Annotated in this window: 17 protein-coding genes and 3 tRNA genes; 13 read left to right on the plus strand and 7 right to left on the minus strand. The window is 63.5% G+C overall.

Translation table 11 applies throughout. The features are described 5' to 3' along the window. Window positions 1-12: 12 nt before the first annotated feature. The 7 genes from KFE19_07395 (at window position 13) to KFE19_07425 (ending at window position 5,400) form a co-directional block, all read left to right on the plus strand. Window positions 13-729 carry an NAD-dependent protein deacylase gene (locus KFE19_07395; protein QUO39557.1) on the plus strand — a complete coding sequence of 239 codons (717 nt, stop codon included), beginning with the start codon at window positions 13-15 and terminating at the stop codon, window positions 727-729. A gap of 237 nt (window positions 730-966) precedes the next feature. Further along, a complete protein-coding gene (locus KFE19_07400; GenBank protein ID QUO39304.1) occupies window positions 967-2,340 on the plus strand; it encodes a citrate/2-methylcitrate synthase in 1,374 nt (457 codons plus the stop codon). A gap of 126 nt (window positions 2,341-2,466) precedes the next feature. Next, a tRNA-Leu gene (locus KFE19_07405) sits at window positions 2,467-2,552 on the plus strand. A gap of 32 nt (window positions 2,553-2,584) precedes the next feature. Next, a tRNA-Leu gene (locus KFE19_07410) sits at window positions 2,585-2,672 on the plus strand. Window positions 2,673-2,760: 88 nt separating this feature from the next. Further along, window positions 2,761-2,848 (plus strand) — tRNA-Leu (locus KFE19_07415). Window positions 2,849-2,965: 117 nt separating this feature from the next. Beyond that, a complete protein-coding gene (locus KFE19_07420; protein ID QUO39305.1) occupies window positions 2,966-3,343 on the plus strand; it encodes a transcriptional repressor in 378 nt (125 codons plus the stop codon). 2 nt (window positions 3,344-3,345) lie between these two features. Next, window positions 3,346-5,400 carry a [FeFe] hydrogenase, group A gene (locus KFE19_07425; GenBank protein ID QUO39558.1) on the plus strand — a complete coding sequence of 685 codons (2,055 nt, stop codon included), beginning with the start codon at window positions 3,346-3,348 and terminating at the stop codon, window positions 5,398-5,400. A 120-nt stretch (window positions 5,401-5,520) separates the two neighbouring features. Here KFE19_07425 and KFE19_07430 read toward each other — a convergent pair whose 3' ends face one another. The 3 genes from KFE19_07430 to KFE19_07440 all read right to left on the minus strand — a co-directional run bounded on the left by KFE19_07430 (window position 5,521) and on the right by KFE19_07440 (window position 8,498). Continuing rightward, window positions 5,521-5,733: a hypothetical protein gene (locus KFE19_07430; protein QUO39306.1), complete on the minus strand. Its 213-nt coding sequence runs from the start codon at window positions 5,731-5,733 to the stop codon at window positions 5,521-5,523. A 10-nt stretch (window positions 5,734-5,743) separates the two neighbouring features. Next, window positions 5,744-6,853, minus strand: coding sequence for a redox-regulated ATPase YchF (gene ychF, locus KFE19_07435; protein ID QUO39307.1), 1,110 nt, complete (start codon window positions 6,851-6,853; stop codon window positions 5,744-5,746). A 259-nt stretch (window positions 6,854-7,112) separates the two neighbouring features. Continuing rightward, window positions 7,113-8,498 carry a trypsin-like peptidase domain-containing protein gene (locus KFE19_07440; protein ID QUO39308.1) on the minus strand — a complete coding sequence of 462 codons (1,386 nt, stop codon included), beginning with the start codon at window positions 8,496-8,498 and terminating at the stop codon, window positions 7,113-7,115. Window positions 8,499-8,805: 307 nt separating this feature from the next. Between KFE19_07440 and KFE19_07445 the strand changes: the two genes are divergently transcribed. The 3 genes from KFE19_07445 (at window position 8,806) to KFE19_07455 (ending at window position 12,630) form a co-directional block, all read left to right on the plus strand. Continuing rightward, window positions 8,806-10,407: an FAD-dependent monooxygenase gene (locus KFE19_07445; GenBank protein ID QUO39309.1), complete on the plus strand. Its 1,602-nt coding sequence runs from the start codon at window positions 8,806-8,808 to the stop codon at window positions 10,405-10,407. Further along, window positions 10,404-11,375, plus strand: a complete 972-nt coding sequence (locus tag KFE19_07450; protein QUO39310.1) for a D-2-hydroxyacid dehydrogenase — start codon at window positions 10,404-10,406, stop codon at window positions 11,373-11,375. Before KFE19_07445 ends, KFE19_07450 begins: the two co-directional genes overlap by 4 nt. A gap of 70 nt (window positions 11,376-11,445) precedes the next feature. After that, window positions 11,446-12,630 carry an iron-containing alcohol dehydrogenase gene (locus KFE19_07455; GenBank protein QUO39311.1) on the plus strand — a complete coding sequence of 395 codons (1,185 nt, stop codon included), beginning with the start codon at window positions 11,446-11,448 and terminating at the stop codon, window positions 12,628-12,630. A gap of 70 nt (window positions 12,631-12,700) precedes the next feature. Here KFE19_07455 and KFE19_07460 read toward each other — a convergent pair whose 3' ends face one another. Both KFE19_07460 and KFE19_07465 read right to left on the minus strand, forming a co-directional pair. Next, entirely contained in the window at window positions 12,701-14,050 is a 1,350-nt protein-coding gene (locus KFE19_07460) for an MATE family efflux transporter (protein ID QUO39312.1), read from the minus strand. Between the two features lie 22 nt (window positions 14,051-14,072). Further along, the gene (locus KFE19_07465) at window positions 14,073-14,921 is read right to left on the minus strand and encodes a helix-turn-helix domain-containing protein (GenBank protein QUO39313.1); all 849 of its coding nucleotides are present in this window, start codon (window positions 14,919-14,921) and stop codon (window positions 14,073-14,075) included. 199 nt (window positions 14,922-15,120) lie between these two features. Between KFE19_07465 and thyA the strand changes: the two genes are divergently transcribed. Further along, the gene (thyA, locus tag KFE19_07470) at window positions 15,121-15,951 is read left to right on the plus strand and encodes a thymidylate synthase (GenBank protein QUO39314.1); all 831 of its coding nucleotides are present in this window, start codon (window positions 15,121-15,123) and stop codon (window positions 15,949-15,951) included. Window positions 15,952-15,963: 12 nt separating this feature from the next. Then, window positions 15,964-16,455, plus strand: coding sequence for a dihydrofolate reductase (locus KFE19_07475; GenBank protein ID QUO39315.1), 492 nt, complete (start codon window positions 15,964-15,966; stop codon window positions 16,453-16,455). A 66-nt stretch (window positions 16,456-16,521) separates the two neighbouring features. Here KFE19_07475 and KFE19_07480 read toward each other — a convergent pair whose 3' ends face one another. Together KFE19_07480 and KFE19_07485 are read right to left on the minus strand one after the other, a co-directional pair. Continuing rightward, the gene (locus KFE19_07480; GenBank protein ID QUO39316.1) at window positions 16,522-17,205 is read right to left on the minus strand and encodes a zf-HC2 domain-containing protein; all 684 of its coding nucleotides are present in this window, start codon (window positions 17,203-17,205) and stop codon (window positions 16,522-16,524) included. Continuing rightward, complete coding sequence (locus KFE19_07485) at window positions 17,195-17,668, minus strand: sigma-70 family RNA polymerase sigma factor (protein ID QUO39559.1); 474 nt, start codon at window positions 17,666-17,668, stop codon at window positions 17,195-17,197. The genes KFE19_07480 and KFE19_07485 overlap by 11 nt, the downstream gene beginning before the upstream one ends. Window positions 17,669-17,804: 136 nt before the next feature. Between KFE19_07485 and recG the strand changes: the two genes are divergently transcribed. Further along, entirely contained in the window at window positions 17,805-19,856 is a 2,052-nt protein-coding gene (gene recG, locus KFE19_07490) for an ATP-dependent DNA helicase RecG (GenBank protein ID QUO39317.1), read from the plus strand. Window positions 19,857-19,903 lie beyond the last annotated feature (47 nt).

A 19,903-nucleotide genomic window follows, 5' to 3' on the forward strand; every position in this document is an offset into this window, starting at 1 on the left:
GAGGGAATCATGATGGCGGAGAGCGTAAAACGGCTGAAGGAACTGGTGGACGGCTCCGACAACATCGTCTTTTTCGGCGGCGCCGGGGTCAGCACCGAATCCGGCATCCCGGACTTCCGCAGCACCGACGGGCTGTACCACCAGCAGTGGCGGTATCCGCCTGAGGTGATTTTAAGCCATACCTTTTATGAAAGCAACCCCGAAGAATTTTTCCGCTTCTACCGGGCCAAGCTCCTCTCACCCGGAGCAAAGCCCAATGCCGCCCACCGCAAGCTGGCCCAGTGGGAGGCCGCCGGAAAGCTCAGAGCCATCGTGACCCAGAACATCGACGGACTCCACCAGGCCGCCGGCAGCAAAACCGTGCTGGAGCTCCACGGCAGCGTCCACCGCAACTACTGTGAGCGCTGCGGGAAGTTCTATGACTTCGACTTCATGCTCCACAGCCAGGGCGTGCCCCGCTGCACCTGCGGCGGCCCCGTCAAGCCCGATGTGGTGCTCTATGAGGAGGGACTGGACCAAAAGACCCTCAATGACGCTGTCCGCTTTATCTCCGAGGCGGATATGCTCATCATCGGCGGCACGTCGCTCAACGTCTACCCCGCCGCCGGGCTCATCAACTACTACCGGGGCCACAAGCTGGTGCTCATCAACAAGTCCGCCGTGGCCCGGGATCTGGCGGCGGATCTGGTGATCACCAATCCCATTGGAGCCACTCTGGACCAGCTGTAAAGGTCCGCCTTTGTCAGATCCGCCAAAAGAGCGAAAAAAAACGGCGCCATTCCGCAGGGAGTGGCGCCGTTTTTGCCAAAGCCGCCCCATAAATGCAAGTCATTTTTGTATTCATGCAAATTTCGCAAAATATTTTTTAATTTTTCGGGATTTATCTATTGAAAATGAAAGTCATTCATGTTAGTATTGCAAATAACGAGAACGGCGATGGCTGCCGCTGAAAGGAGCGTCCTGTCCATGATCTGGAAAGAGAACCGCGAAAACGCCTATTGCGAGATCACACCCGCCATCATGGCGCTGAAGGAACAGTGGGAGAAGAAGAACTACATCGATCCCAGACTGTACAAGGAATACAACGTCAAGCGGGGCCTCCGGGACGAGGACGGCCGCGGCGTGCTGACAGGTCTGACCCGCGTGGGCGAGATCCAGTCTTACAGCGTCACCCAAGGCGAACACATCATTCCTCAGGACGGCGTGCTCTACTACCGGGGCATCGACACCCGGGATCTGGTCACCGGCTCCGCCGGCCGGCGCTTCGCCTTTGAGGAGGCGGCATATCTGCTGCTGTTTGGCGAGCTGCCCACGCCGGACCAGCTCCAGGCCTTCTGCGACCAGCTGGCCTCCTACCGGACGCTGCCCACCAACTTCTTCCGGGACGTCATCATGAAGGCGCCGCCCCGGGACATGATGAACACCATGCAGCGGGGCATCCTGACGCTGTTCTGCTATGACGACAAGCCCAACGACATCTCCCTGGAGAATGTGCTGCGCCAGTGCCTCCAGCTGATGAGCAACATGCCGGTGCTGGCCATCTACGCCTATCAGGCCTGGCGGTACAGCAACGGCGAGAGCCTGTTCATCCACGTGCCCAAGGAGGACCTGAGCACGGCGGAGAACTTCCTGCGGATGCTGCGGGAGGACTGCAGCTACACGGAGCTGGAGGCCCGGACGCTGGACGTGGCCCTGGTGCTCCACGCGGACAACGGCGGCGGCAACAACTCCACCTTCACCAACCACGTGGTCACCTCCTCCGGCACGGACACCTACTCCGCCATCGCCGCCGCTATGGCCTCTTTGAAGGGCCCCCGCCACGGCGGCGCCAACAACAAGGTCATGGCCATGATGGCCGACATCAAGGAGAACATCTCCGACTGGAACGACGACGGCTGCGTGGCCGACTACCTGACGAAGATGCTGAACAAGGAGGCCTTCGACCGCAGCGGCCTGATCTACGGCCTAGGCCACGCCGTCTACACCAAGACCGATCCCCGGTGCGAGGTGTTCCGGGACTATGTGACCCATCTGGCGGAGGAAAAGGGCCGCCAGGCGGAGCTGGCGCTGTACGCCAACGTGGAGCGGATCGGCAAGCAGCTGCTGATGGAGCGGCAGCACAAGTCGGTGCTCTCCACCAACATCGACTTTTACAGCGGCTTCGTCTACGAGATGCTGGGGCTTCCCATGGAGCTGTACACGCCGCTGTTCGCCGTGGCCCGCATCGCGGGCTGGAGCGCCCACCGGATGGAGGAGCTGTCCGTGGGCGGCAAGCTGATCCGTCCCCGGTACGAGTGCGTGGAGGAGCACCGCACCTACACCCCCGTGGAAAACCGCTGACCCATCATTTCCCCGCCGGAAAACCGGCGGGGAAATTTTTTCGGGAAAAACGGAAATTTAAGGTTGACATCCGGTTGGCTTCTGGCTATAATAATCAAGCAGTCTTTTCTAAGGGATGCGATATTTGCGGCTGTGCTGGAACTGGTAGACAGGCCAGCTTGAGGTGCTGGTGTCGATTCGACGTGTGGGTTCAAGTCCCGTCAGCCGCACCAGTCCGTTTCCCAAACGGTCAATCCGATCATATGCGCGAGTGGTGGAATTGGCAGACTCGCTAGATTCAGGTTCTAGTGTCCATTACGGACGTGCGGGTTCAAGTCCCGCCTCGCGCACCAAATCCGGAAAGCGGACTCCGCTTTGAGCGGAGTCCCTTTCACTGGATGTTTCCCCTCCGGCGGGCGCCGGTACAACTGCATATCATACGCGCGAGTGGTGGAATTGGCAGACTCGCTAGATTCAGGTTCTAGTGTCCATTACGGACGTGCGGGTTCAAGTCCCGCCTCGCGCACCAAAAAAGAAAGACATCTGCTGGAAGCAGGTGTCTTTCTTTTTTTGAGTTTTTTCTTGACATCTGTTGAAAGGCCGATATAATAATTTAGAACGATTCTAAAAAAGCGAGCTGATCGTCATGACGAAATACGCAAAAAAAATTTTAGAGATCGTGGAATCCTCTTACAGCCATATGACGGCAGAACAGGTCTTTGAGGAACTGCGGAAAACGTATCCCACCGTGGTGCTGGCCACCGTGTATAACAACCTCAACCGCTTGTGGGAGACGCACAGGATCCGCAGGGTATCCGTAGAGGGGCTGCCTGACCGGTATGACCGGATCCAGCGGCACGATCATTTCGTATGTGAAAAATGCGGCAGGCTGCTGGACGTGGATCTGGGAGACCTGACCGCGCAGCTGGAGCAGAAGGCAGGGATACCGTTTTTGTCCTACGATCTGAAGCTGCTGTATGTATGCGAGGACTGCAAGAGGAACTCTCAGCAGAAAGGAATGTGAGGATTCTGAAACATCTGCCCCTATCCGTCCGCGTCCCCATTGAGGAGGACAATCCCAGCATCGTGCGCCGGGAAGAAGCGTGCATCCGATGCGGCATGTGCAAGGACGCCTGCGCCAATCTGATGGGCGTACACAGCACCTACACCCTGGAGCAGACCGGCGGACATGCGGTCTGCATCTACTGCGGCCAGTGCGCCAACGTCTGCCCGGTGGACAGCATCACCGAGCGGGACGAGGTCCCTCAGGTCCGGCAGGCGGTCTCCGATCCCGGGAAAATCGTGGTGGTCAGCACTTCCCCCGCAGTCCGCGCCTCCCTGGGCGAGGCCTTCGGCATGGACCCCGGCGCTTTCGTGGAGGGGAAAATGGTGGCGCTGCTGCGGGCTCTGGGCGCCGACTACGTGCTGGACACCAACTTCGCCGCGGACCTCACCATCGTGGAGGAAGCCAGCGAGCTGATCCGCCGGATCAGCCGGAAGGACCGTCCCCTCCCCCAATTCACCAGCTGCTGTCCCGGCTGGGTGCATTTCGCGGAGATCTACGCTCCGGAGCTGCTGCCCCACCTCTCCACGGCCAAAAGCCCCATCGGGATGCAGGGTCCCACGGTCAAGACCTATTTTGCCCAAAAGATGGGATTGGATCCCCGTCAGATCGTCCATGTGGCCCTCACGCCCTGCACCGCCAAGAAATTCGAGATCCGCCGGGAGGAGCTGCACAGCGCCGCCGACTATCACGGCATCGAGGGGATGCGGGATACGGACCAGGTGATCACCACCCGGGAGCTGGCCCGGTGGGCCAAGGCCGAGGGCATCGACTGGAACGCTCTGGAGGACTCCGCCTATGACTCCCTGATGGGCAAGGCGTCCGGTGCCGGGGTCATCTTCGGCAATACCGGCGGCGTGATGGAGGCCGCCCTCCGCACCGCCTATACCTACCTCACCGGTCAGGAGGCACCGACAGCCCTGCTTGAGCTGAATCCGGTCAGAGGCTACGAGGGTGTGCGGGAGGCGCAGGTGGAGATCGGCGGCCAGACGCTGCGGGTGGCCGTTGTTTACGGCACCGCCAACGCCCGGAAGTTCCTGGCGCAAATGAAGGAGCACGGGACACAGTACCACTTTGTGGAGGTCATGGCCTGCCCGGGCGGCTGTATCGGCGGCGGCGGACAGCCCAAGGACCTGTCAAAAAACGCGGACGACACCCGGAAGAGCCGCATCGCCGCCTTGTACCGGCGGGACGAATCCATGACACTGCGGGCCAGCCACGAAAATCCGGAGATCAAGCAGGTCTATGAGGCCTTTTACGGCCAGCCGCTCAGCCAGATGGCCGAGCAGATGCTCCACACCACCTATCAGGACCGAAGCGACATTTTACATCGAAGGAAGGACAGCAACATGAGCAAATGGAAGTGCAAGATCTGCGGCTATATCTATGAAGGCGAGAGCCTGCCGGAGGATTTCACCTGCCCCCTCTGCAAGCAGCCCGCCTCCGCTTTTGAAAAGCTGGAGGAAGCGCCCGCCAAGAGCGGCAGCAAATACGCCGGCACCCAGACCGAAAAGAACCTGGAGGCCGCCTTTGCCGGCGAGTCCCAGGCCCGGAACAAATACACCTATTTCTCCGCCGTGGCCCAGAAGGAAGGATACGAGCAGATCGCGGCCCTGTTCCTCAAGACCGCGGAAAACGAGAAGGCCCATGCGAAAATGTGGTTCGAGGAGCTTCATGGTCTGGGCGGCACGGAGGAAAACCTGCTCCACGCCGCCGAGGGCGAGAACTACGAGTGGACGGATATGTACGACGGCTTTGCCAAGACCGCCGAGGAGGAGGGCTTCCCGGAGCTGGCCGCCAAATTCCGTCTGGTGGCCGCCATCGAAAAGCACCATGAGGAGCGCTACCGGACCCTTCTGCGGAACGTGGAGACCGCCCAGGTCTTTGAAAAGAGCGAGGTCAAGGTGTGGGAGTGCCGCAACTGCGGTCACATCGTGGTGGGCACCGCCGCCCCGGAGGTCTGCCCCACCTGCCTCTACTCCAAGAGCTTCTTCGAAGTCCACTGCGAAAATTATTGACCCGCCTCCGGGGAGCGTCCGGAGGAGGACCGCCAGCCGGCTTATTCCCGGTTCTCTCCGCTCTGAGGGCGGAGGAGCGAAAAAAGACACGACGAATGTCGTGTCTTTTTTCATCGCTCTTTATGACTGTCCATCCTCCCGGATACCGTAGGCGGCAAAGCGGGCAATGAGATTTTGCAGCGTCAGCTTCTGGGCCAGCAGCTGCTGGTGGGTGACACCCCGGACCTTTCCGGCGGCGCGCTGCTCCTCCAGGCGGGAGAGCACCTGGTCCCGCTCCTTCAAAAGGTCCGCGTACAGGCGGTCATACGCCGCAAGGCGCTCCTGGTCGGTCATGGCGTTCCCCTCACACGTTGAAGCGGAAGTAGATCATGTCACCGTCCTGGACCACGTACTCCTTGCCCTCGCTGCGCAGCTGGCCCTTCTCCCGGGCCGCGGCCACGCTGCCGCACTTGACCATGTCCTCGTAGGCGATGACCTCCGCCCGGATGAAGCCCCGCTCGATGTCGGTGTGGATCTTACCGGCGGCCTGGGGGGCCTTGGTGCCCTTCTTGATGGTCCAGGCCCGGCACTCGTCCTTGCCGTAGGTCAGGAAGGAGATCAGGCCCAGCAGGGCGTAGGAGCACTTGATGAGCCGGTCCAGGCCGGACTCCTCCACGCCCAGCTCCTCCAGGAACATCTGCTTCTCCTCGCCCTCCAGCTCGGCGATGTCCTGCTCCAGCTTGGCGCAGATGGGCAGCACCTGGGCGCCCTCGGCATCGGCGATGGCCTTGACCTGCTGGTAGTAGGGGTTGGCGTCCAGATGGGTGAAGCCCTCCTCGTCGGTGTTGGCGGCGTAGATGACGGGCTTGAGGCTCAGCAGGTCACTGGTGGCGATCAGGGCCATGTCCTCGTCGGAGCAGTCATAGGTCCGGGCGGACTTGCCGTTGTTCAGGTGCTCCGCCAGGCCCTTGAACACGTCCACCTCGTGGAGGAACTTCTTGTCGCCCTTGGCGGCCTTGGCGGCCCGCTCGATCCGGCGGTTCACCATCTCCAGGTCCGCCATGATCAGCTCCAGGTCGATGGTCTCGATGTCCCCCTTGGGGTCCACGGGCACGTTGGTGCCGGCGTCGGCCACCACGTGCATGATGTTCTCGTCGTCAAAGCAGCGCACCACATGGACGATGGCGTCGGTCTCCCGGATGTTGGCCAGGAACTTGTTGCCCAGGCCCGCGCCCTGGCTGGCGCCCTTGACCAGACCCGCGATGTCCACGAACTCCACCACCGCCGGGGTCTTTTTATCCGGCTCGTACATCTCCGCCAGATGGTCCAGCCGCTCGTCCGGCACGGCCACCATGCCCACGTTGGGGTCGATGGTGCAGAAGGGGTAGTTGGCGCTCTCGGCGCCGGCGTTGGTGATGGCGTTGAACAGGGTCGATTTTCCTACATTTGGAAGTCCCACAATACCGAGCTTCATAAAAGCAAATCTCCTTTGCCGTATTTTCGACTTAGTATTGTACCATTCTCCCGCCGAAAGCGCAAGAGCAGCAGACGAAAGGGGGGCATTTTCCCACAAAAAGTCTCCGTATCGCCCAAAAGCGCGCCGGGGAGTCCCGGCGCGCTTTTCCAAATTCAACGGTTGCGATTCTATGTTCACACGCCGCTCCTGCCGCATGGAGGCTGTGCCTTTCCGCAGCTGCTGCCGCAGGCCTCCTCAGGCGCGATGCGATGCTGGTTTACCGGCCGCCGCCGAAAAAGTAGTCGAACAGATCGTAGGGATCGTAGCCGCCGTACTGACTGTTGTCCTGGACGGTCTGGTCCTGGTTCTCATTGGCGGCGGTATCGGCCGGGGTGGCGTCCCAGGTCAGGGACAACGTGATGGTCTCGCCCTGGCGGTACACGGTGAAGGTCACAGTGTCGCCGGCGGAATACTGCTTCTTGACGGCGGTCAGATCCTCCATGGTGGAGATAGTGGTGTCGTCCACCTTGGTGATCACATCGCCCATCTGGAGTCCCGCCTTCTCTGCGGCGCTGCCCTCCTCCACGGAGTAGACGAACACGCCCTCGGAGATATCATAGCGGTACTGAGCCGCCATCTGCTCGGTCATGGAGCCGCCGAAGATGCCCAGGTACGGCTTGTTGGTCACGTAGCCGTTGGTCATGATGTCCTCGATCATGGCGTACACGTCGTTGATGGGGATGGCGAAGCCCAGGCCCTCTACGGACTCATCGGAGTAGCTGGAGTACTTGGCGGAGACGATGCCTACCACCTCGCCGTAGCTGTTCATCAGGGGGCCGCCGGAGTTGCCGGGGTTGATGGAGGCGTCGGTCTGGATCATGTTGAAGGGCGTGCCGTCCACGTTGATGGTGCGGTTCACACTGGAGACCATGCCGCCGGACATGGAGAAGGTCAGCTCGCCCAGGGGGTTGCCGATGGCCAGCACGTGGTCACCCACGTTCAGCGTGCTGCTGTCGCCCAGCGTCACCGCCGGCAGGCCCGTGGCCTCCACCTTGATGACGGCGATGTCATAGTCCTCGTCGCCGCCCACATACAGCGCGTTGTACTCATCACCGTTGTACATGGTGACGGTGACGGTGTCGGCGTCCTTGACCACATGGTAGTTGGTGACGATATAGCCGTCCGCCGTCAGCACGAAGCCGGAGCCGGCAGAAGCGGTCTCCACCGCCTGACCGAAGAAGTTGGTGCCGCTGGTGGCGCTGGTCCGGATGGACACCACGCTGTTGACGGTGGCGGCGTAGACCTCCGCGTCGCTCATCTCGGTTTTGCCGTCCACCTTGTTGATGGAAACGGTGGTGGCAGGCCGGCTGCTGACATTGATGGAGGTGCCGCTGCCGGACCGGGAGATGCCCCAGGCCACGCCGCCGCCCACGGCGCCGCCCAGCAGGGCGCAGCACAGGGCCAGCGCGGTGATCTTCAGGCCCATGCGGTTTTTCTTCACTGGCTTCATCTCCTGGATGGGCCGCTGAGGCCCGTTCTGATCCTGGAAGGCGCGGAGCTGGTCGTCCACGGAGGGCTGCGCCTCCGCCTGGGGCTCATGGCCGCTCTCGCTGCCGTCCTTGCGATATGTGTAGTGATACAGATTCTTCTCGTCGTTATACATACTCGATTCCTCCTATTGTATCCCGCCGGTCTGCTCATTAGAACCGATCATAGCAGGACCCTGTGTCCAATGTGTGACAAAAGTTTGTCTGGATTTTAAATGGTCCGTGAGAGCGGATCCGGTTCTCGGTGTCCCTCTCTTAACCTTTGGTCACAGTATAAAAGCGGCAACTTAAAAAAGTCTGAAAGGTTTTTAAAGAAACTTTGAACATCGGGAAAACAGAAAAAAGCGAAAGGCGGTTTTCCCCGGCGGAAAGCTGTGGTATGATAGACCTGATCAAAACACCCCGTAAAAAGGAGCGCTTGCCTTGCTGAAGATCGAATCCCTCAAACTGCCCCCCGGCGCCGGCATGGCGGAGCTGAGCGCCGCCGCGGCCCGGCTGCTGCGGGTGCGGGAAAAAGACCTGGAGCGCCTGACGGTCCTGCGCCGCAGCGTGGACGCCCGGGAGGACGTGTCCGTGGTGTACACCGTGGCCGCCGCCGTGAAGGACGAGGCCGCCGTGCTGCGCCGCTGCCGCAGCAAAAAGATCACCCGGCTGATCCCCGCCCCGGCATACGCGCCGCCCCCCCCCCCCCCGGCGGTGCCGCCGGTGGTGGTGGGTGCGGGACCCGCGGGTCTTTTCGCCGCGTGGGTCCTGGCCCGGGCCGGACTGCGGCCCATCCTGCTGGAGCGCGGAAAGGCCGTGGAGGACCGGAAGGCCGATGTGGAGCGTTTCTGGTCCACCGGGGAGCTGGATGTCACCAGCAACGTCCAGTTCGGCGAGGGCGGCGCCGGGGCCTTCTCCGACGGGAAGCTGAACACCGGCACAAAGGACCTGCGCCACCGCTTCATTTTGGAGACATTGGTCCGCTGCGGCGCGCCGGAGGACATCCTCATCGACGCCAAGCCCCACGTGGGCACCGACTACCTCCACATCGCCCTGAAAAATCTCCGGCGGGAGCTGCTGGAGCTGGGGGCGGACATCCGCTTTGAGAGCCGCCTCTCGGACCTGACCACGGAGGACGGCGCGTTGACGGCGGTAACGGCGGAAGGCCCGGAGGGGGCCTATTCCCTGCCCTGCCGCCGCCTGATCCTCTGCCCCGGCCACTCCGCCCGGGACACCTTCCAGATGCTCCTCGGCCGGGGCGCGGCCATGGAGGCCAAGCCCTTCGCCGTGGGCGTGCGGATCGAGCACCGCCAGGCGGACTGCGACGCCGCTCAGTACCGGCGCTTCGCCGGGCACCCGGGGCTCCCGGCCTCCACCTACAAGCTCTCCTGCCACCTGCCGGACGGCCGGGGCGTATTCTCCTTCTGCGTCTGCCCCGGCGGCGAGGTGGTGGCCGCCGCCTCGGAGCAGGACCGGGTGGTCACCAACGGCATGAGCGAATACGCCCGGGACAGGGAGAACATCAACGGTGCCATGCTGGTGGGCGTCACGCCGGCGGATTTCGGCGGCGAGGGCCCCCTGGCGGGCATCGCCTTCCAGCGCCGGCTGGAGGAGGCCGCCTTCACCTTGGGCGGCGGGGGCTTCCGGGCCCCGGCCCAGCGGGTGGAGGACTTCCTGGCCCATCGCCCCTCCACAGGCCCCGGCCGGGTCAGGCCCAGCTACCGCCCCGGCGTCACCTGGTGCAGCCTGTGGGACTGCCTTCCTCCCTTCGTGGCGGAGGCCCTGGCCCAGGCGCTGCCGCTGCTGGGGCAGAAGCTCCGGGGCTACGACAATCCCGACGCCGTGCTGACGGCGGTGGAGAGCCGGTCCTCCTCTCCGGTGCGCATCGTCCGGGATGAGACATATCAATCCTCTCTCCGGGGGCTGTACCCATGCGGGGAGGGCGCCGGCTATGCCGGCGGCATCCTCTCCGCCGCGGCGGACGGCATGCGCTGCGCGGAGCAAGTCTATGCTATTTACAAAAAGGAGCTGAACCAACCATGAGCCGTGATCTCTGCATCTATCTGGAATTCCTCACCGAGGCTCACAAGGACCAGATCCGCCAAGCCGCGAAGGAGGCGGGCTTCGTCCCCCACTTCTTCGATCTGGACCAGTTCGAGGAGGCCAAAGCCTGCGTCCAGCACTGCGAAGTCCTCTACGCCCACTCCCCGGAGCTGCTGCGGACCGCCCCCGCCTCTTTGAAGTGGTACTGCTGCTCCTTCGCCGGGATCGACCCCTACTGCAAGGACCCCACTCTCTTCGCCAACCCCAACTGTCTCATGACCAACTCCAACGTCTACGGCGTCACCATCGCCGAGCACGTGGTCATGGTCACGCTGATGCTGCTGCGGCGGATGCCGGAGTACGAGGCCGTGGTCCGCGGCCATGGCTGGTCCAACCAGCTGGCGGTCCGGTCCATCCGGGACAACACCTTCACCATTCTGGGCACCGGCGACATCGGCGTCAACACAGCGGAGCGGCTGCGGGGCATGGGCGCCGCCCACATCCTGGGCCTCAGCCGCAGCGGCCGGCCTCACCCGGCCTTTGACGAGGTGCGGCCCATCGCGGACCTGGACGCGGTGCTGCCTCAGACGAAGATCCTCATTATGGGCCTGCCCAGCACGCCGGAGACCTACCACATCCTGAATCGGGAGCGGATCGCCCTGCTGAGCGCCGACGCCATCGTCATCAACGTGGGCCGGGGCACCGCCGTGGAGCAGGCCCCCTTGATCGAGGCCCTGAACAGCGGCAGGCTGGCCGGCGCCGCCCTGGACGTCATGGACCCGGAGCCGCTGCCCAAGGACGATCCCCTGTGGGACGCCCGGAACATCATCCTGACCCCCCACGTCTCCGGCAACATGACCCTGGGCTACACCTGCGACCGCAACGTGGAGCTGTTCTGCGCCGACCTGCGCAGCTACGCCGCGGGCCGTCCTCTGGCAGGCCTCGTGGACCGAAAGCGGGGCTATTAAGCCTTCGCGTCCTCTGGCACATCTCCGGACCGCATCCATCCATAAACTCTCATAGAAAGGAACACGACCCATGAACAATTTTACCTTCTACGCTCCCACCCTCTTCGCCTTCGGCGACGGCGAGGAGAAGAACACCGGCGCCCTGGTGCGCCGCTTCGGCGGCACGAAGGTGCTGCTGGTCACCGGCGGCGGCTCCGTCCGGCGCAACGGCGCCTACGACGCCGTCACCGCCTCCCTGACCGAGGCCGGCATCCCCTTTGAGGAGCTCTCCGGCGTCCAGGCCAACCCCCGCAGCGGCAAGGTCTACGAGGGCATCGACCTGGTCCGGCGCACCGGCGCGGACTTCCTGCTGGCCCTGGGCGGCGGCAGCGTCATCGACACCGCCAAGGCCATCGGCTTCGGCGCTGGGTACGACGGGGATTTCTGGGACTTCTTCACCGGCAAGGCCAAGATCGAGTCCACGCTGCCGGTGGGCGTGGTGCTGACCATCTCCGCCGCCGGCAGCGAGGGCTCCGACAGCTGCGTCATCACCCAGGAGGCGGGCAACCTGAAGTGGGGCTGCCCCAAGACCGACGTAATCCGTCCCAAGTTCTCCATCCTCAATCCCCGGTTCACCTGCTCCCTGCCGGCCTACCAGACCGCCAGCGGCGCCGTGGACATGATGGCCCACATTATGGAGCGCTACTTCTCCAACACGCCGGACGTGGGCCTGACGGACCGGCTGTGCGAGGCGCTGATGAAAACCATTCTGGACGCCGCTCCCAAGGCCCTGGCGGACCCCAACGACTACGCCGCCCGGGCGGACCTGATGTGGGCAGGCATGCTGGCCCACAACAACTCCTGCGGCGTGGGCCGGGACCAGGACTGGGCCAGCCACCAGATCGAGCACGAGCTCTCCGCCTTCTACGACTGCGCCCACGGCGCGGGCCTGGCGGTGGTGCTGCCCGCCTGGATGGAGTACGTCCTGCCCCACGATCCCATGCGTCTGGCCCAGTTCGCGGTCCGGGTGTTCGGCTGTGAGATGGATTTCGCCGCCCCCGAGCGCACCGCCCGGGAGGGCATTGAGCGGCTGTGCCTGTTCTTCCACTCCCTGGGTATGCCCATCACCTTTGAGGAACTGGGCGCCGACGCCAAGGACATCCCCGCCATGGTGGCCCACCGGGCGGAGAAGCCGGGCGGCTTCCCCTTCGGCGGCTTCGTGAAGATCCAGCCCGCCGACATGGAGGCCATTCTCCGTCTGGCCGCGGGCCTGTAAATCCCAAAATAAAAGCGCCCCGGGAGCAAATTGCTCCCGGGGCGCTGTTCGGTTTTTTTCAGCGGTCCGTTTATTCCGTCAGGCCCATGGTCTCCCACCGGTGTCCCCGGAAGCGGATGACAAAAAGCACCGCCCGGAAGATCCAGTCGAAGAACATGGCCATCCAGATGCCCAGCACGCCGAAGCCCCAGGCCCGGGCCATCAGCACGCCCAGGCCCACCCGCAGCGTCCACATGGACACGGTGGACACCGCCAGGGTGAAGCGGGTGTCCCCCGCAGCCCGCAGGGCCTGGGGCAGGGTGAAGGCGGCGGGCCAGATGAGGATGCCGAAACCGCCGTGCATCCAGATGATCTTGCGGGCGTAGTCCGCCGCCTCCGGCGAGACGTTGTAGATCCGCAGGATCACCGGCATCAGCAGCCACAGCAGCACGATGGTGGCCGTCATATAGATGTAAGCGCTTTTCATGAGCTTTTTGGTGTAATACCGGGCCTTTTTGTAGCTGCCCGCGCCGATGCAGCGGGACACCACCGTCACGATGCCAAGGCCCAGCGCCGTACCCGCCACGCACTGAAATCCGGCGATGGTATTGCCGATGGCGTTGGCCGCCACCGAGGCGGTGCCCAGCACCGACACCGTGGACAGCAGCAGGATCTTGCCCAGCTGGAACATGCTGTTCTCCAGGCCGTTGGGCACGCCGAAGCGCAGGATGTTCCGGACCACATAGCGGTCGTGGCGGAGGGTGAAGCGGGAGATCTTCAGCGGCAGGTCCGGCCGGCGCAGCAGCACCACCATGGCTGCCGCGGCAAAGATCCGGGATACCAGGGTGGGCCAGGCCACGCCCTCCACCTCCATGCCCACGGCGAAGATCAAGATGGCGTTGCCCGCCACATTGATGGCATTCATGATCAGAGACACCCACATGGAGATGCCGGAGTTGCCCATGACCCGGAACAGCGCCGCCCCGGCGCTGTAAATGGCCAGGAATGGGGTGGACGCCTCCACGATCAGGAAGTAGGTGTTGGCGTAGGCCGCCACATCCGGCTCCACCTGGCCGAACACCACGCCCAGGATGAAGCCCTTTCCCAGATAGAAGCAAAGGGTCACCACCAGGGAGATCTCCCCCATGAACAGCAGCAGCTGCTGGCCCGAGTGACCTGCCTTGTCCGGCTCCCGCCGTCCCAGGTACTGCCCCGCGATGACCGCGCCGCCGGTTGCCAAGGCCGCGAAGGCGTTGACCAGCAGCACGTTCACCGTGTCCACCAGAGATACGGCGGACATGGCCGCCTCGCCCACCTGGGCCACCATCAGCGAATCCGAAAGTCCCACGGTAATAGCCAGCAGCTGCTCGATCACCAGGGGGAGCACCAGCCTCCGCAGATCTTTCGCAGTAAAGTCCACACTGAATTGCTTGTTTTCCAAAGTCCTTTGTTCCTCTTTTCTCTTACCGGAATTCCCGGGGGCTCATGTGGAAGGTATTCTGGAAGGCCCGCAGGAAGGTGGAGTAATCGCCAAAGCCCGCCTGCTCCGCCGCCTTCATCACCGGCACCCCGGCGCGGATCAGTTCCCCCGCCCGCAGCAGCCGCTTCTGACTGATGTACTGGTGGAGGGTGTAGCCGGTGACGGCCTTGAACCGGTGCATGAGATAGTACCGGCTAATGTAGAACTTCCCCGCCAGGGCGTCCACCGTCAGCTCCTCCTCCAGGTGCCTGGCGATATAGCGCAGGACCTCCTCCATCTTGGCGTCCAGGCGGTAGCTGTCCCGCTGGTCCTGGGCGGTCCGGTCCCGGAGGATGTCCCGGTTCACGGCGATCAGCAGCTGCTGGCAGAGGGTGTCCGCCATGCGGCCGGCGCCAAACTCCCGCTCCCGCAGGGCCTGCTCCATCCGCTGGATGTGATCCATGTACCAAAGCCGCCGCTCCGCTCCAAAGCGCAGCAGGTGGAACCCCCGCTCCCGGGCGGTGGAAAAGCAGGTATCCAGCGCCTCGCCGGGGTCGGACCGGCTCTCCAGCCACTCCCGGCCCAGCCACACCACCACCCGCTCATAGGGCTCCGTCGGGTCGATCATGGGCCGGTGGATCAGGTCCCGCCCTACCAGCAGCATATCCCAGGGCTGGAGGAAATAGGTGACGCCCTCCACCACATAGGTGACCTTGCCGCCCAGCAGCAAAATCAGCTTGTCAAACTCATGGTAATGATAGTCCAGCTTCTGGGCCCGGCTGTCCTTGAGATGAAACAGGCGGAAATCCTCATGGAGATATCCCCGCTTTCCGATCTCGCTGCGGTCCAGCATGGCGCCGCCCCCCTTCCCCTTTGCAATGTCATTTTATCATACCGCACTTTTTGCCGTTCCTCAATGGAGTTTTTCACAAAAGTGCGCATTTTTTGGCCTGCTGTTCCGGAAAGTTTTGTACCGGACCCGGCTTTCTGATTGCCAATCACCGCCGGGTCTGGTATACTGTGAGAAATGTCGAGATCAAGGAGGTGGCTCCATGAGCCGCGCCGATGAACTGTTTTTGCAAAACTGCCGGGAGATCCTCTCCACCGGTGTCTGGGACACCGATCTGCCTGTCCGTCCCCGGTGGGAAGACGGCACCCCCGCCCACACCATCAAGAAATTCGGCATCGTCAACCGCTATGACCTCCGCTCGGAGTTCCCCATCCTGACCCTGCGCCGGACCTATTGGAAGACGGCGGTGGATGAGCTGCTGTGGATCTGGCAGAAGAAGTCCAACAACATCCGCGACCTGAACGCCAAGATCTGGGACCAGTGGGCCGACGAGACCGGCTCCATCGGCAAGGCCTATGGCTACCAGCTGGCCGTGAAGCACATCTACCCCGAGGGCGAGATGGACCAGGTGGACCGGGTGCTGTACGACCTGAAGCACAATCCCGCCTCCCGCCGGATCATGACCAACATCTACAACTTTCAGGACCTCCACGAGATGCACCTCTACCCCTGCGCCTACTCCATGACCTTCAACGTCTCTGGAAACGTCCTCAACGCCATTTTGAACCAGCGCAGCCAGGACATGCTGGCCGCCAACAACTGGAACGTGGTGCAGTACGCCGTTCTGGTCCATATGCTGGCTCAGGTCAGCGGCCTGGTGCCCGGCGAGCTGGTCCACGTGATCGCCGACGCCCACATCTACGACCGCCACGTGCCCATCATAGAGAAGATGCTCACCCAGGTCCCCGCCCCGGCGCCGGTGTTCCACATGGACCCCACCGTGACGGATTTCTACGCCTTTACCCGGGACAGCTTCTCTCTGGAGGGCTACACACCCGCCCCCTTTGAGGACAAGATCCCCATTGCCATTTAAGGAGGGACCGATATGAACGCCATCGTGGTGGTGGACCGGAACTGGGCCATCGGAAAGGACAACGCCCTGCTGTTCTCCCTGCCCACGGATATGAAGCGCTTCCGCTCCCTGACCTTGGGCGGCACGGTGCTGCTGGGCCGCAAGACCCTGGACACCTTCCCAGGCGGCCGGCCTCTGCCGGGCCGGCGAAACATCGTCCTCACCCGGGACCCCGCCTTTCAGCGGGAGGGTGTGGAGGCCTTCACCTCCCTGGCCGACGCCCTGGCCGCGGGAGCGGACCCGGAGCACCTGTGGGTCATCGGCGGCGGCAGCGTCTATACCGCTCTGCTCAGCCGCTGCAAGCGGGTATACCTGACGAAGGTGGACGCCGCCGCAGAGGGCGCCGACACCTTCTTCCCCAACCTGGACAAGCTGCCCGGCTGGGAGGTGGAAACTGTCAGCGAGCCCGTGGAGGAGAACGGCTTGACTTTCCGGTTCATCGAGTATATCAACAAAAACATCTGAATGATGCAGAAAACCGCCCGCCGGGGAAATTCCCCGGCGGGCAATCTGTTCGTTTGTCTGTTACATTTAGGAAAGTTCCTGCGGCTCCTCCATCGCTGGTGCCCACTGTTCCTCCTCAGCGGATGTGGCCGCTGGAAGATCAACCGTCTCTCCCTCCTGCCACAACAGCAAGGCATCCTCTCCCAGCCCGAAATACAGGGCGCTGGTGTCCAGGGCATCCCCCCCGGAAAAAAGAATGTCTCCGCTGCTCCGATATTGCTTGTTATTAAAGTTGAAAACCGTGGTTCGCAGGAGGGGACGCTCCAAATACCAGTGAACGCCGTCCTCATCTTCCCGCCAGGTCACGGCATACCATCCCGCCCGATTTGTCTGCCAATGGACACTGATCATACCGTTTTCCAACCGGCTGGCCCGCACTGTGTACTCGCTGCCGTCAACAGGTAGTATCGTCCAGTTGTTCAGTGCCCAACCCCCGACAGCCAGCAACCCGCACACCGCCGCCGCGATCAGAGCCCCTTTCCACCAGGCCCGACGCTTGCTCTTCTCCCAGGTTTGGGACAGCCCCTTCACCGCAGCCTCCTCGTCAGGGACGGGGGGCTGTGCATCCGGCAGCGGCGCGTCCATGGCCGCCAGGGCTGCCCGGCAGTCCGGACAATCCTTCAAATGCGCCTCCACCGCCCGGCGGCTGGCATCCGAACAGACGCCGTCGTGGTACAGGGGCAGCAGGTCCAGGATAATCTCATGTTCCATCCAATTCCTCCTTCAGTTTCTGCCGGGCCCGGAAATAGGTCACCCGGGCCCAGCTCTCCGTCTTTCCGAACAGCTCTCCGATCTGGCCGAAGGGCAGCTCCCCGAAGGTCCGCAGGGAGAACACCTCCTTGTAGGGCTCCGGCAGGTCGTGGAGCAGCCGGTGGAGGCGCGCCGCGGCCTCCCGGTCGGCAAAGGCCTCCTCGATGCCGCCGTCCCCGGCCTCACCCGCCAGTCCCACGAAGCGCTTTTGCTCCCGGCACAGGGACAGGTACTGGTTCCGGGCGATCTGACACAGCCACACCCGCAGCCGGCACTCCCCCCGGAAGCTGTCGATGGCGGTAAGGGCCTTGACAAAGGCGGCCTGGGTCACCTCCTCCGCCGTCTGCTCGTCCCGGCTCAATGCCAGGGCGTAGCGATACACGTCCGCGAAGTACAGCCGGTAGATCTCCTCAAAATCCGGCACGCTCTCACCTCCTTCTTCCATAGGACGGCGATGCCGCCCGTTCGTTACAGACTTTCGGCAAAAAAAGCCGCGTTGTGTTTTTCCGGCGGGTATTATATAATGGAACAAACGTACTGTGCAAGAGAGGAGGCGGCCCATGGCGGACCTCACCACCAACGTACAATTCATCCGGGGGATCGGTCCCCAGAAGGCCAAGGCCCTTTCCAAGCTGGGCATCGAGACGCTGCGGGACCTGATCGCCTGGCTGCCCCGCCGGTATGAGGACCGGACGGGATTCCGGCGGATCGCGGATCTGACGCCGGGAGAAGCCGCCTGCGTGGCTGCCATGGTGGCCGCGCCGCCTACGCTGTCCCATATCCGTAAGGGCATGGACCTTGTCAAGGTCCGGACCGTGGACGAGACCGGCACCCTGGACGTGACCTTCTTCAACCAGACCTGGCTGAAAAACAACCTCCGCCAGGGGGAGACCTACGCCTTTTACGGCCGGGCGGAGGGCAGCCTCCTGCGCAAACAGATGGCCTCTCCGGTGGTGGAGCCCCTGGAGCGGAGGGAGATCACCGGCCGCATCGTGCCCATCTATCCCCTGACCGCTGGGGTGAGCCAGCTGGTGCTGTCCCGCTCCATCCGCCAGGGGCTGGACGCCTGCGCCGATATCCTGCCGGACGTGCTGCCGGACGAGATCCGGCGGGCCCACCACCTGTGCCGCATCAACTTCGCCTACGAGAATATCCACTTCCCCGAGAGCATGGAGGCCCTGGACCTCAGCCGGCGGCGTCTTGCCTTTGAGGAGCTGTTTCTCTTCACCATCGGCCTCCAGCGCCTGCGCCGGCGGCGGGAGGTGGTCCACGTGGCCCCCTGCGCCGCCGTGGACATGGAGCCCTTCTACGGCGCCCTGCCCTTCACGTTGACGGACGCCCAGCGGCGGTGCGTGGAGGAGGCCCTCTCCGACATGACCTCCGGCGTGCCCATGAACCGCCTGTGCCAGGGGGACGTGGGCTCCGGCAAGACCATGGTGGCCGCCGCCTGCGTGTACTTTGCCGTGAAGAACGGCCGCCAGGCGGCGCTGATGGCCCCCACGGAGATCCTGGCCCGGCAGCACTACGAGGGTCTGGCCCCCCTGATGGAGCGGCTCGGCATCCGCTGCGCCCTGCTGACCGGGTCTACCAAGGCCGCCGCCAAACGCTCCATCGCGGAGCAGCTGGCCACCGGGGAGATCGACTTTGCCATCGGTACCCACGCCCTCATTACCGGAGACCTGGACTACAAGGACCTGGGCCTGGTGGTCACCGACGAGCAGCACCGCTTCGGCGTGGGCCAGCGGGCGGCCCTGGCGGAGAAGGGAGAGCACCCCCACACCCTGGTCATGTCCGCCACCCCCATTCCCCGGACGCTGGCCCTGATTTTGTACGGAGACCTGGACGTGTCCGTCATCGACCAACTGCCCCCCGGGCGCAAAGCGGTGGAGACCTATGCCGTCCCCGGCAGCTACCATCCCCGGATCTACGCCTTCCTCCGCAAGCTGATTGCCGAGGGCCGACAGGCCTATATCGTCTGCCCGATGGTGGAGCAGAGCGACGACGCCGCCAGCGACGACCGCAAGGCGGTGACGGCATACGCCAAAATGCTCCAGGAGGAGGTCTTTCCCGACCTGAAGGTGGCCTACGTCCACGGGAAGATGAAGCCCAAGGAGAAGGAGGCGGTCATGGCCGCCTTCGCCGCGGGGGAGAGCCACATCCTGGTCTCCACCACCGTCATCGAGGTGGGGGTGGACGTGCCCAACGCCGCCGTCATGGTGGTGGAAAACGCGGAGCGCTTCGGCCTCAGCCAGCTGCACCAGCTGCGGGGCCGGGTGGGCCGGGGCCAGTGGCAGTCCTACTGCATTTTGATCTCCGACAACCGCAACGAGGAGACGCGGGAGCGGCTGAAGGTCATGACCAGGACCGCCGACGGCTTCAAAATCGCCGAGGAGGACCTGCGGCTCCGGGGGCCCGGCGACTTTTTCGGCGTCCGGCAGCACGGCCTGCCGGGGCTGAAGGTGGCGGACCTGGGCTGCGACACGCAGCTTTTACAGGAGGCCCAGCAGGCGGCCCTCACACTGCTGGAGGCGGACCCGGAGCTGACGGCCCACCCCGCCACGGCGGAGCGGGTCCAGGACCTGTTCGACCAGGCGGCGGACACGCTGAACTGACCGTCCGGCCTTTTTCATTGAGTTTTTCCCCAGGTTATGGTATGGTG

It is taken from the genome of Dysosmobacter sp. Marseille-Q4140 (assembly GCA_018228705.1).
Taxonomy (GTDB): domain Bacteria; phylum Bacillota; class Clostridia; order Oscillospirales; family Oscillospiraceae; genus Oscillibacter.